We start from the raw sequence: 13,136 nt of genomic DNA on the forward strand, positions 1-13,136 counted from the left end.
GACGTTCAGGGCTTTTTGCTGTGCGTAAAACGCAAAAAAGCGCAGCTAGGCTGCGCTGCTTTTCCCTGCTTCTCTCCGATAAACAGCCAGAGAAAAGGCCCCGAAGGGCCTTTGATTAGGGTGTGTTTGCTTTTTTTCACTTATTATTCGGTTAATGCGAGCTGCCCTGAGAGATGCCCAGCCCGGTTTGCGAACGGACAAACTGAGCCCGGAAGCGTTCCCGCTCCTGCTGCCCGGCCAGCGAGCTGTCGGTGATCGAGAACAACCAGGTGCCGACAAAGGCCACGATCATTGAGAACAGCGCCGGATATTCATACGGGTAAATCGGTTTTTCATGGCCGAGGATCTGCACCCAGATCGTCGGGCCGAGGATCATCAGAATCACCGCCGTTAACAGACCCAGCCAGCCGCCAATCATCGCGCCGCGGGTCGTCAAACGCGACCAGTACATCGACAGGATGATGATAGGGAAGTTACAGCTGGCGGCGATAGAGAACGCCAACCCGACCATAAAGGCGATATTCTGCTTCTCGAACAAAATCCCCAGAGCAATAGCGACCAGGCCCAATACCACGACGGTGATCTTGGAGACCTTCAGCTCGTCGCGCTCGGTCGCCTTGCCGTTTTTCATCACGCTGGCGTACAGATCGTGGGAAACCGCCGAGGCACCGGCCAGCGTCAGGCCTGCAACGACCGCCAGAATGGTGGCGAAGGCCACCGCCGAGATAAAGCCGAGGAAGAAGTTGCCGCCAACGGCATTGGCCAGATGCACCGCCGCCATATTGGTGCCGCCCAGTAGCGCGCCGGTGGCGTCTTTGAACGCCGGATTGGCGCTGACCAACAAGATGGCGCCGAAGCCGATGATAAAGGTCAGAATATAGAAGTAACCGATAAAACCGGTGGCGTAGAACACGCTCTTGCGTGCTTCTTTGGCGTCACTGACGGTAAAGAAGCGCATCAGGATGTGCGGCAGACCGGCGGTGCCGAACATCAGCGCCAGGCCGAGCGACAACGCGGAAATCGGATCGGAGACCAGACCACCGGGGCTCATGATGGCGATGCCTTTCGGGTGCACCTTCACCGCTTCGGCGAACAGGGTATTGAAGTCGAAGTTGACCGACTTCATCACCATCAGCGCCATAAAGCTGGCCCCTGCCAGCAGCAGCACTGCTTTGATGATCTGCACCCAGGTGGTGGCCAGCATGCCGCCGAACAGCACGTACAACACCATCAGGATGCCGACCAGGATCACCGCCACATGGTAGTTGAGTCCGAACAGCAGCTGGATTAGCTTGCCGGCACCGACCATCTGCGCGATCAAATACAGCGCCACCACCACCAACGAGCCGCAGGCCGACAGGGTACGAATCGGTTTCTGCTGCAGACGGTAAGAGGCGACATCGGCAAAGGTATAACGGCCGAGGTTGCGCAAGCGCTCCGCGATCAGGAACAGAATGATCGGCCAGCCAATGAGGAAGCCGATAGAGTAGATCAGGCCGTCATAGCCCGAGGTGTAGACCAGGGCGGAGATACCGAGGAACGAGGCCGCAGACATGAAGTCACCGGCGATCGCCAGCCCGTTTTGCAGGCTGGTGATGCGCCCGCCCGCGGTGTAGTAGTCCTGACGGGAACGGGTGCGTTTGGAAGCCCAGTAGGTGATGTACAGGGTGGCGCCGACAAATAGGATAAACATCACGATCGCCTGGATGTTCAGCGGCTGACGCTGTACTTCACCGCCAATGGCGTCGGCCCAGGCCAGACCTGGCAGCAACAGCAGCGCGGCGGCGGACAATAAGCGCTTCATTGTTTCACCTCACGCAGAATTTCTGCGGTGAGACGATCGAACTCGCCGTTGGCGCGAAACACGTAGATCCCGGTCAAGACGAAAGAGATCACGATCAGCCCGACGCCGACCGGGATCCCGCGGGTGATGGTTGATCCGGCGGCGATCGGCGTGCCGAGCCATTGCGGATCGAAGGCGATCAATAGAATAAAGCCGACGTACAGCGCCAGCGTAATCAGTGAAAGCAGCCAGGCGAACCGGCCGCGTTTTCTCACCAGCTCTTTAAAGCGCGGGTTTTCTTCAATCCCTTGATAAATGGTGTCATTCATCAGAGTGTCTCCAGTCGGTATTGAGAGAGTACGCCGCGCCAGGGCCGCTCAACGGCGCGTTATCCGAATGAGCGGCCTGAAGCGGCGTAAATTATGACGGCACTTTCATTGATTGTTTTTCTTCCAACAGCTTGTCGACTACGGCCGGATCCGCCAGCGTGGAGGTATCCCCCAGATTGCTGGTGTCGCCGGCGGCAATTTTGCGCAGGATACGCCGCATGATCTTGCCGGAGCGCGTTTTGGGCAGCGAATCTGTCCAGTGCAGCACGTCCGGCGTGGCGATCGGCCCTATCTCTTTGCGCACCCAGTTGCGCACTTCGGTATAGAGCTCCGGCGTCGGTTCTTCGCCGTGGTTCAGCGTGATGTAGGCGTAGATCGCCTGGCCTTTGATGTTGTGAGGAATGCCGACCACCGCCGCTTCGGCGATTTTCGGGTGCGATACCAGCGCAGACTCGATCTCGGCGGTGCCCAGACGGTGGCCGGAGACGTTCAGCACGTCATCGACGCGGCCGGTGATCCAGTAGTAACCGTCTTCGTCGCGGCGGGCGCCGTCACCGCTGAAGTACATGCCTTTGAAGGTCGAGAAGTAGGTTTGCTCGAAGCGGTCATGATCGCCGAACAGGGTACGCGCCTGCCCCGGCCAGGAGTCGACGATCACCAGGTTGCCTTCGCAGGCGCCTTCCTGTGGCGTGCCGACGTTATCGACCAATGCCGGCTGTACGCCGAAGAAAGGTCGCGTGGCGGAACCGGCTTTCAGCTCGGTGGCGCCCGGCAGCGGGGTAATCATGAAGCCGCCGGTCTCGGTCTGCCACCAGGTATCGACGATCGGGCACTTCGCGTTGCCTATCTTGTTGTAATACCACTCCCAGGCTTCTGGGTTGATCGGTTCGCCGACCGAGCCCATGATGCGCAGCGAATCGCGTCGGGTGCCCTCGATCGCCTTGTCGCCTTCGGCCATCAGGGCGCGAATGGCGGTCGGTGCGGTGTACAGAATGTTGACCTGGTGCTTGTCGATCACCTGCGACAGGCGATTGACGCCCGGATAGTTAGGCACGCCTTCGAACATCAGCGTGGTGGCGCCGCAGGCCAGCGGGCCGTACAGCAGATAGCTGTGGCCGGTGACCCAGCCCACGTCGGCGGTGCACCAATAAATATCGCCGTCGTGGTAGTCGAACACATACTTAAAGGTCATCGCGGCGTAGACCAGGTAGCCGCCGGTGGTGTGCAGCACGCCTTTCGGCTTGCCGGTCGAACCGGAGGTATACAGGATAAACAGCGGATCTTCGGCGTTCACTTCTGTCGGTGGGCAGTCGGCGGAGACGCCCTGGGTCAGCTCATGCCACCACAGATCGCGCCCTTCCTGCCAGTAGCCCGGTTTCCCGGTGCGTTGGAACACCACCACGTTAGCCACGCTGACTACGCCGGGATTTTTCAGCGCATCATCGACGTTCTTTTTCAGCGGCACGGCGCGGCCGGCGCGCAGGCCTTCATCGGCGGTAATCACCAGCCTGGCGTTGGAGTCGATAATGCGTCCGGCGACCGCTTCCGGTGAGAAGCCGCCGAAGATCACCGAATGTACGGCGCCGATACGCGCGCAGGCCAGCATTGCGACCGCCGCTTCCGGCACCATTGGCATATAGATAGCCACCACGTCGCCTTTTTTCACGCCGAGCTTTTTCAGCACGTTGGCGAACTGGCAGACGTCATGGTGCAGCTGTTTGTAAGTCACGTTCTTGGATTGGGTCGGGTCATCGCCTTCCCAGATAATGGCGGTCTGGTCGCCGCGCTCAGCAAGATGGCGGTCCAAACAGTTGGCAGACAGGTTCAGCGTGCCGTCTTCAAACCAACGAATGCTGACGTGGCCGGGATCGAACGACGTGTTTTTAACTTTGGTATAGGGTTTGATCCAGTCCAGGATTTTGCCATGCTCACCCCAGAAAGCCTCTGGGTCTTGAACCGACTGTTGATAATACTGTTGGTATTGTGCCGGATTAATCAGGGCGTGCTCTGCAATTGCAGAAGGAATAGCGTGTTTATGCAGTTGGCTCATAGCTTTTCTCCTTGAAGTTGTTAATGATATGTCAACTGAAGGTTAAGTATAGTTTGCTACGATTCTTTGTTTCTTTTTTGCGCGGCAGATCACGCAACAAAGATATTGATTTGTAATAGTTCTGTCGCATTTGCAGGGCGTATCTATCTCTTTGGCGTTTAAATCATCATAAACCCGCTTTTTTAGCCAAAAACACTTATCTAAAGAACAAAAAAGAATAAACAAAGGTGAAGTTATTTGCCTCGTGCCAAATAAATCGGTGGAAAGGCCTGCGTTATTTCGCGCTATAAATCTTTTTGGATTATTTTTCGCTATTAATATTCGAAGTTGGTATTAACGCGATATAACGATGGACGGCATATCGTGAAATAACGTTTTATTAACCTTTAATTCCTGATGAAAGGTCGTGAGATACCCGAGGGTATTCAGCCTGCGATATCGTTCGCTTTTTAATCGAAATATAAAGTAGCCCTGCATTTATAGAGGGGTATGTCACTCGGCTAATTCTCATTTATTTTACTTTTGAGTAACAAAATATAAACATTTGATGCGGACTAAATATGCAGAATGGGCGAAAAATAACGCATTTCAATTGCGTTCAAAAAAACATCGTCGACGCGGTTATGTACTTCATTGTATGAAAAATTATGTTTTTAATAACAACCAATTATGCCGTTTGAAATAGTTACGCGAATTTTTTGTGATTCGATTCAGCGCTCAACCCTGACAAATCAAGGCTTGCAGAGCATGCCACCCGGATGATACAGATTTATACTGCGTCGCACTCAGGGCAGGTGAACGCTTCCACTGAATTAACATAAGCCTGTAATAAATGATTAAGTATTCTTTTCTCCGTGTTGCGACTTTGTGCGGCGAAAAGAGTCTTTGAGGACTTTTTGGGTATGAAAAGTGTAAAAATTAGCCTGGCTTGGCAAATCCTGATCGCGTTGGTACTGGGTATTATTGTTGGCGCGGTATTGCACAACCAGACAGAATCTCGTGAGTGGCTGGTCAGCAATATTCTCAGCCCGGCGGGTGATATATTTATTCGCCTGATCAAGATGATTGTGGTGCCGATTGTTATTTCCACGCTGATCGTCGGTATTGCCGGCGTAGGCGATGCGAAAAAGCTGGGCCGCATCGGATTGAAAACCATTATTTACTTCGAAGTGATCACCACCATCGCCATCGTGGTGGGGTTGACGCTGGCCAACGTATTCCAACCCGGCCACGGCATCGACATGTCGACGCTGACCACGGTGGACATTTCGCAGTATGAGAAAACCACCGAACAGGTGCAAAGCGGTTCGCACAGTCTGGTGGCGACCATTCTGTCGCTGATCCCATCGAACGTCTTCTCGTCGATGGCCAAGGGCGACATGCTGCCGATTATCTTCTTCTCGGTGCTGTTCGGTCTGGGGTTGTCGTCGTTGCCGAAAGAGACCAAAGAGCCGTTGCTGAAGGTGTTCAAGGCGGTGTCCGAGAGCATGTTCAAAGTCACCCATATGATCATGCGCTATGCGCCGATCGGGGTGTTTGGTCTGATTTCGGTTACGGTAGCCAACTTCGGTTTCGCTTCGCTGCTGCCGCTGGCCAAGTTGGTGGTGCTGGTATACTTCGCCATCGCGTTCTTCGCCCTGGTGGTGCTGGGGGCGGTCGCCCGGCTGTGCAACCTGCGCATCTGGACGCTGATCCGCATCCTGAAAGACGAACTGATCCTGGCTTATTCCACCGCCAGCTCGGAAACGGTGCTGCCGCGCATCATCGAAAAGATGGAGGCTTACGGCGCGCCCAAGTCGATCACCAGCTTCGTGGTGCCGACCGGCTACTCCTTTAACCTGGATGGCTCGACGCTGTACCAGAGCATCGCCGCTATCTTTATCGCCCAGCTGTACGGCATCGAGCTGTCGTTGGGGCAGGAGATCGTGCTGGTGCTGACGCTGATGGTGACCTCGAAAGGGATCGCCGGCGTGCCGGGGGTCTCGTTCGTGGTGCTGCTGGCTACGTTGGGCAGCGTCGGCATCCCGCTGGAAGGCCTGGCGTTCATCGCCGGCGTGGACCGTATCCTGGATATGGCGCGTACCGCGCTGAACGTGGTGGGCAACGCGCTGGCGGTACTGGTGATCGCCAAGTGGGAGCACCAGTTCGATCGCAAGAAGGCGCTGGCTTACGAAACGGAGTTCCTGGCGCAGAAGGTGAAGCCGGCCAACCAGGCCTAATCACCGAGTATTACCGCCTTTAAAAACGCCCCGGCCAATTGTGCCGGGGCGTTTTGTTTTTATGCCCCTGCAACCTGCCGCTTTCTTTTCTCTGCCCTACAGTGCGACTTGCATCCCCGCTTAACAAAATCTAAAGTGTTACCAAATTAATAGAAATGATAATGGATGTTATTATCATTTTCATTTGATGATGTATGGAGACACGCAAAAGCCGTTGAACGGTGGGGTTACGCCCGTTCTGCGTCTTTATTCGGGCTTATCAAAGGTAGGTAACATGTCGGACACCGCTTTGGCCTCTGAATGGTTGCCGCTGGCGCCAGCGCAGCTTGATTTCTGGGAAGAACACACCTTGCACCCCGGGCAGACCTTATCCACCGTCGCACACTGCACCGAACTGTGCGGCGCGGTAGAGGAAGAGGCGCTCTGTCAGGCGATCGCCGTCACCCTCGCCGAAACGCAGGCGTTTGCCCTGCGCTTTGGTGAGCGGCACGGCGACTCTCCTCCGCCGTTACGGCACGATCCACAGCGCATACCGTCATTGCAACGTATCGATCTGCAAACGCACGGCGACCCTTGGCAGGCGGCGCAGGGCCTGATGCGCGAGGATATTGCGCAGCACCGGGCGCTGCACAGCGAGCCGCTAGCCGCCGCGTGGTTGCTGAAGCTGGGGCCGGAGCGCTACCTCTGGTACGTGCGGGCGCACCATATTCTGGTCGACGGTTTCGGCATGGCGCTGATCGAACACCGCTGCGCCGCGTTGTATGCACACTATCGGGGTGAAGGCAGCGCGGGTATTCCCCTGGGCGCCTTCGACGTCTTTCAACAGGCTGAGCTGGCCTACGCTGATTCTGAGCGATGCGAGCGCGATCGGCGCTTTTGGCAGACCTATCTGTCGCCGTCGCAGGCGCTGCCGACGGTACGCAAGGGCGGTGAGGCCTATGGCGTGCGGCGTCTGAGCGTCCACCACCGGCTGCCGGCGGCGGTATCGCAACGACTGGCGCAGCTGGCGGAGCGCAGCGGCATCAATTGGCCCGATTTGCTGGTGGCGCTGTCGGCGGCCTGGCTGTTTCAGGTGATGCCGCGCTGTACTTGGCAGGGCGATACGCTGCCGATGTGGATGCCAGCGATGAATCGCCGCGGGCAGGCCGCCACCAACGTGCCTTCGCTGGCGGTGAATACGTTGCCGCTGCTGGTGTCACCGCAGCAAGCGGAGACGCTGGGGGGCTTTCTCACCACGCTGACGCAGCAACTGCGTGAGCTGCGCAGCCACGCCGGCTACCGTCTGCGCCAATTGGCCGCCGATCGCGGTGTGGATCCGGGCTCGCGCTTCTTTATTTCCCCCTTCATCAACGTGCAACCCTTCGATGCGCCTCGTTTTACTGGCTGTCGCGGTACCCGCAGCGTATTGGCCGGCGGCTCGGGCGACGGTTTTAACCTGACTTATCGCGGCCGCACCGACGCCCGCGATCTGCAGGTGGATATCGATATTTATCTGGAACAGTTCCCGGCGGAGGATGCGCTGGACTATGGCGAGGCGCTGCAAGAATTCCTGTTGCGTGCGCTGCAGCGGGAAGCGTGGGAACAGCCGCTGGCGGCCCTGACGGCGTTGCCCGCCTGAGAAAGCGCGGGCGGGGGATGTCCCCGCCCGAGTGGTATGGCTTCAGCTGGCCAGCAACGCCGCCACTTCGCGTGCGTTCTTGCACGGCAGGAGCGAACTGCTCACCAGCCGGGTGCCGAAAGCGTCATTGAGGCGTGCCGCCACCTGTTTGATATGCGGCAGTTTCAGTCCCATGGCGATAAACGCCGTCTCTTCTCCCCATTCCGGGCGCGGCGTTACGCCAATCGCCTGCCAGTAAATGGTCAGGATCTCTGCGCTGCGCGCCAACGGTGCGTTCGGCGGCGGGGCCGCACAGGCGTTCAGCGCCGGCGCGGTTTGCTGGTGGCTCAGGTCGGCGCGGATGCGATGGCGATCGGTTTTACCGTTGGCGGACAGCGGCAGCGCCTCGGCATGGATAAAGCGCGTGGGAATATGGGTACAGGGCAGATAGCCGGTGGAGAAGGCGCGGATCTCGGACAGCGGCAGCGGTTTGCCGTCGCGGGTCAGATACAGGGCGCCGAGCGCTGCCTCGTTGTTCTCTCCGCTGGGATAATCCACCACCACCATATCCAGGATCGCCGGATGGCGGCGCAGCACGTCTTCGATTTCCGGCAGCGAGACGCGCACGCCGCGGATCTTCACATAGCCGTTCACCCGGGTGGCGAACATGATGTTGCCGTCCGCCCGGTAGTAACCCTGATCCCCGGTGCGAAAAGCGCGCAGCGGTTGCCCGTCCGGTCCTTCGAGGGTGACGAAATCATGCTGCTTCACCTCCCCCTGTTCCAGATAGCCCAACGCCAGGTTAATCCCGGCGGTATGAATGCGGCCGACCACGCCGGCCGGGCAGTGGCTGCCGTCGTCATGGCAGATGAAGTAGCGGTTGGCCGGCAGCGGGCGGCCGTAAGGCACGGTGCCGCTCTCCTGTGGGGCGATCGGGTGCCAGATGCTCCAGATGGTGGTTTCGGTCGGCCCGCCGAGTGAGAACAGCGTGAGATCCGGGCGCAGGGTACGCAGGGTTTGCACCGTCGCCGGCTTGATATAGTCGCCGCCTTGCGCCACCAGGCGCAGCGAGCGCAGGCTGTCGGCCGTTTTGCAGGTGAGCAGCATCTCCAGAATGGCGGGCACCGAACACCACAGGGTGACCCGATGTTTTTCCACCAGTTGGTTCCAACTGATGGCATCCTTTTCCTGATGCGGCGCCGGCAGCACCAGCGTGGCGCCGGCGCACAGCGAGCCGAACAGATCGAACATCGACATGTCATGGTGCGGCGGCGTGACGGAAATGAAGACGTCGTCGGCGGTGACTGCCCAGCGTTGTTGAGTGTGGTGGATAACGTTGGCGGTGGCGCGGTTGTTAAGCACCACGCATTTGGGCTTGCCGGTGGTACCGGAGGTATACAGGTAGTAGCTCGCGGCCTGGCTGGCGCTGCGTTCAACCAGCGTCCGTTCATCCGGCAGCGCGGGCGCGCGATCCGCCTGCGCCAGCAGGGTCGCCGGCGTCACGCCGTTCGGCGTCTCCAGATCGCCGCCGTGCACCACCAGCGTCGGCCGGCAATTCTCCAGCAGGTAGGCGGTGCGTTCCGGCGGCGAGTTGATATCGATAGGCACCCAGATCACGCCCTGCAGGGCGCAGGCGAGGCTGAAGATGATCAGTTCCGGGCTGCGCGGCAGGTACAGCGCCACCACGTTGCCCGGCTGCACGCCGCGGCTCTGCAGGTTGACGATCGCCGTGGCGATCCGCTGGCCCAGCTCACGATAGGTCAGCGTCTGTTCGCCGCAGATCAGCGCATTGCCGCCGTCTTGCGCGCCGAACAGCCGCTCGGCCAGCTGCGCCAGATAAGGATAAGGCGCGTAATTCGCTTCGCTGTCGTTGTGGCAGTAATGCGCCAGATCGATGAAGTCGCGCGGTGCGATCGCCAGGTCGGCCCGTTGGCAACTGTGCAGGATGCGTCGCTGCAACGCGGCCAGCATCGCTTCTACCTGTTCACCCTGCAGCGCCTGCTCGGCGTAGTCCACGCACAGCTGCAGGGTTTTTTCACTGTCCAGCGTCAGGCGGATATCGATGGCGACCTGCGGCGTTTGGGTCAGGCCGTCGTGGAAGCGCACCGGCGCCTCGGCCGGCAGCGTCTCCCAGCCCAGGCAGTTGGTCAGGATCACCGGCAGCGCCGGGCCGCCCTGGCTTTGGCCGAGCAATTGCCGCGCCAGATCGACGCCGGAAAATGCCAGGTGATCGAGCGCGCCGAGCACGTCGTCCTGCAAGGCTTGCGCGCGCTGGATAAAGTCTTCGCCGTAGCGCGAATAGCGCACCGCCACGAAGCTGGAGGCGTTGCCCAGGGCGCCGTCGGCGGCGGGGAACGCCACCGGTACCCCGACGCACAGCTCGCCGTCGGTGGTCCAGTGGGCCAGCGTATCGAGGATCAGCGCCGAGAGCAGGCTGTTGCGCAGCAGCGCATGTGGCGATCCCAGGCGGCCGAGCTGTTTTATCGTATCGCGCGGCAGCGTCAGGGTGGCGCGGCGATAGCGTGATGAGGTGAGATTGGCGAGCGGGGCGCGCCACGGCAACGCCGACGGGGTGGTGACATCCTGCAGCTTTTCGCGCCAGTAGGCGGCATCGGCCTGGCGCTGCGCCGCCGATGCGGCGGGGGGCGGCAGCGCGGCGGTGGTCGGCGTCAGAGGGCGATCGTCGAACAGGCGCGCGATCACGGTGGAGATCCCCTGGCCGTCGAGGGTCAAGGCATCGAAGCTGGTAAAGATCAGCGTATCGTACGGCGATCCCGTCGGATCCTGCCGTTCGGCTAGTTGGATCACGGCGATGCGCCACAGCGGCTGGCTCGGATCGTGGCGCTGGTGGGAGTAACGCGCGCGCAGCTGTTCGACCTGGCGCTGCGCCGCTTCGCCATCAAGGGTGCGCAGATCGTGGCGATCCAGATGCAGCGTGGTTTCCGGGCGTACGTGCTGCGTGCCGCGCGGCACATCGATGCAGGTGCGCAGTGCCGGGTAGTGTTGAACCAGCTCGGTCAGGCGCGCTTCAAGGCGCGGTACATCCAGCTGCCGGGCGCGGTATTCGCGAAAGTCGTGCATCGCCACGCCGCCCAGCGGCCATCGATCGCTGCGGCCCAGAAGATAGGCCTGCTGCAGTGCGGTTAATGGTGTCTCCATGGTACTTCCCTATAGTCGCTAACCGATTAAAACGAGCCGGGCGCCGCGCGCCCGGAAACCGATCTCAGTGCTGCGGCGCCAACGCGGCGAGCAGCGTTTTCGCATTCCGTCCAGCCTCGGGCGAGCGTTGGCAGATCAATGCCGCCAGCGCCGCAGGGGAGGAGTGCGCCGCCAGATCCTGTGCCGTCAGCGCCGCCGCCAGATACTTGTTGAGCACCGTCAGCAGCGCGTTCACCCCGGCATCCGGCAGGGCCAAGCGGTGGATATCGTCGTGGTCGTGCAAGCCGGCCTCGGGGGCCACCCGCGTCAGCAGCCGGTGCAGCACCTGGCGCACCGGCGCCTGCTGCGCCAGCGCGTCGGGCGTACATTGCGCCAACAGCTGCGACAGCGGGCGATCGAACGCCTCCGTTTGCCGTGCGGCCAGGTGCAGCAGCGCCCGGTAACAGGCCAGCAGGCGCGGCAGCACCTGCTCGGGGAACGCGTCCTGCCGTACGTCCCAGTTGATCAGAATGCCGTCGTCGACGTGGGCGACCTGCGCATCCAGCGCAACCTGCGGTCCTTGAGAGATGACCCAGCCGAGACGGCCGAAGGTGTCGGTGACCCGTTCGGAAAACAGCGTCTTGCCGCGGATGCCGAAACCGGCGGTAAACACCACCGGCGAAGGCTGCAGGCTGCCGTGCAGACGCGACAGATCGCGCATTACGCTCACGCCGGGGTAATCCGCATGCTCGATAAGCTCCGCCAGCTGCGCCATCAGGCGCCGGCAGAAGGCGCTTAGATTTTCCGTCGGGTTCAGCTCCACGCCGAGCAGCACCAGGTTAGAGAAATCGCCGATGAGGCGATGCGCGTCCTCCCGTTCGCTCTCGCGGTGGAACAGCGGCACGTTGAGCCGGAAGCGCGTCATATTCCAACCTTGGCCGACGGCCAGGGCGAACAGCGCGAGAAACAGCGTCGAGAGGGAGGTGTGGTGCCGTTTGGCGACGCTTTCCAACGCGCGGCTTTCTTCCGCATTCAGCTGTACGGCCAGGCGATCGCTGCGGCAGCGGTCCGGCGTGCGCAGCAGGCGCGGCGCTGGCGGCACCTGCGCCAGGCGTTCACGCCACCAACGCTGGCCGCGTTCGCGCCGTTGGCGTAGCCCGTCGTCGGCGTCGCGTCGTTCGAGGTGTTCGAAGTAGGCCGGTGGCGCGTCATCGGAGGGGGGCGGCGGACACCGGTGATAAAACGCCGTCAGATCCTCCATCAACAGGCGAAAGCTCATGGCATCGCCGGCGATCATGTCGAGATCGACATGCAGGCGGCTGCGCCCTTCCGGCAACAGGCTCAGGCTGATATCGCAGGGCACGCCCTGTTCCAGCGGCAGCAGCTGGGTGCTTTTTGCCTGGCGTTTGGCGGCAAGTGCGGCTGCCAGCGTTGCTTCATCGGCGTGCTGCCAATCGTCGAGATGCAAGGCGTGCCGAGGGCCGGGAGGCGCGATCGTCTGCCGGCCATCATCGGTAATGCGCAGGCGTAACAGCGGATGGTGCAGGTACAGCGCCTCGACGGCCTGGCGCAGCCGGGCGAGATCCAGCTCGCCGCCGTCGAATTCCGCATACAGGTGGGCGGCCATGCCGCCGAGGGGAGGAGCGGACTGTCGGCCTACCCAATAGGCGGCCTGCATCGTGGTCAAAGCTTTCATCGGGTATCCATTTTGATTCAGCCAACGAGACTGCAAGAATATATCCAAATGTTAATGGGAATGAAAATTATTATTATTTGATCCATTTGGCGCGAGGGTGCTATCTATAAGGGGTTTTAGCGAGAACGGACGGGCATGCCGTTGGGTTTGAATAATTTATCTATATTATTCTTAGCATTGTAATGATTGCTTGTTATTGCAGCGCCTGTTTTACCTGCGAAAGCATAAGGTTTTCTGGCGGCTATCGCGGCCTGCCTCACACCTTTATTGATAATGATTTGCATTAGAAAATGCAAAATATTATCATTCTTAACATTATTTTAC

7 protein-coding genes are annotated in these 13,136 nt (G+C 59.9%); 2 read left to right on the top strand and 5 right to left on the bottom strand.

Annotation, left to right across the window (positions count from 1 at the left end):
- Positions 1-151 precede the first annotated feature (151 nt).
- The 3 genes from actP to acs all read right to left on the bottom strand — a co-directional run bounded on the left by actP (position 152) and on the right by acs (position 4,162).
- Positions 152-1,804, bottom strand: coding sequence for a cation/acetate symporter ActP (gene actP, locus FUU19_RS01285; protein ID WP_230491026.1), 1,653 nt, complete (start codon positions 1,802-1,804; stop codon positions 152-154).
- A complete protein-coding gene (locus tag FUU19_RS01290) occupies positions 1,801-2,112 on the bottom strand; it encodes a DUF485 domain-containing protein (protein WP_004930047.1) in 312 nt (103 codons plus the stop codon). The genes actP and FUU19_RS01290 overlap by 4 nt, the downstream gene beginning before the upstream one ends.
- A 91-nt stretch (positions 2,113-2,203) precedes the next feature.
- The gene (gene acs, locus FUU19_RS01295; RefSeq protein ID WP_230491027.1) at positions 2,204-4,162 is read right to left on the bottom strand and encodes an acetate--CoA ligase; all 1,959 of its coding nucleotides are present in this window, start codon (positions 4,160-4,162) and stop codon (positions 2,204-2,206) included.
- A gap of 902 nt (positions 4,163-5,064) precedes the next feature.
- On the opposite strand from acs, the gene gltP reads away from it, so the two are divergent.
- Both gltP and FUU19_RS01305 read left to right on the top strand, forming a co-directional pair.
- The gene (gene gltP / locus FUU19_RS01300; RefSeq protein ID WP_063988404.1) at positions 5,065-6,381 is read left to right on the top strand and encodes a glutamate/aspartate:proton symporter GltP; all 1,317 of its coding nucleotides are present in this window, start codon (positions 5,065-5,067) and stop codon (positions 6,379-6,381) included.
- A gap of 274 nt (positions 6,382-6,655) precedes the next feature.
- Entirely contained in the window at positions 6,656-7,999 is a 1,344-nt protein-coding gene (locus tag FUU19_RS01305) for a condensation domain-containing protein (RefSeq protein ID WP_230507058.1), read from the top strand.
- A gap of 42 nt (positions 8,000-8,041) precedes the next feature.
- Here the strand turns inward: FUU19_RS01305 and FUU19_RS01310 are convergent, their stop codons facing one another.
- Together FUU19_RS01310 and FUU19_RS01315 are read right to left on the bottom strand one after the other, a co-directional pair.
- The gene (locus FUU19_RS01310; protein ID WP_230507059.1) at positions 8,042-11,137 is read right to left on the bottom strand and encodes an amino acid adenylation domain-containing protein; all 3,096 of its coding nucleotides are present in this window, start codon (positions 11,135-11,137) and stop codon (positions 8,042-8,044) included.
- 64 nt (positions 11,138-11,201) lie between these two features.
- A complete protein-coding gene (locus FUU19_RS01315) occupies positions 11,202-12,812 on the bottom strand; it encodes a condensation domain-containing protein (protein WP_141971576.1) in 1,611 nt (536 codons plus the stop codon).
- Positions 12,813-13,136: the final 324 nt, after the last annotated feature.

Origin of the sequence: Serratia montpellierensis (genome assembly GCF_020858655.1) — a bacterium.
In the GTDB taxonomy this organism is placed as follows: Bacteria; Pseudomonadota; Gammaproteobacteria; order Enterobacterales; family Enterobacteriaceae; genus Serratia; species Serratia montpellierensis.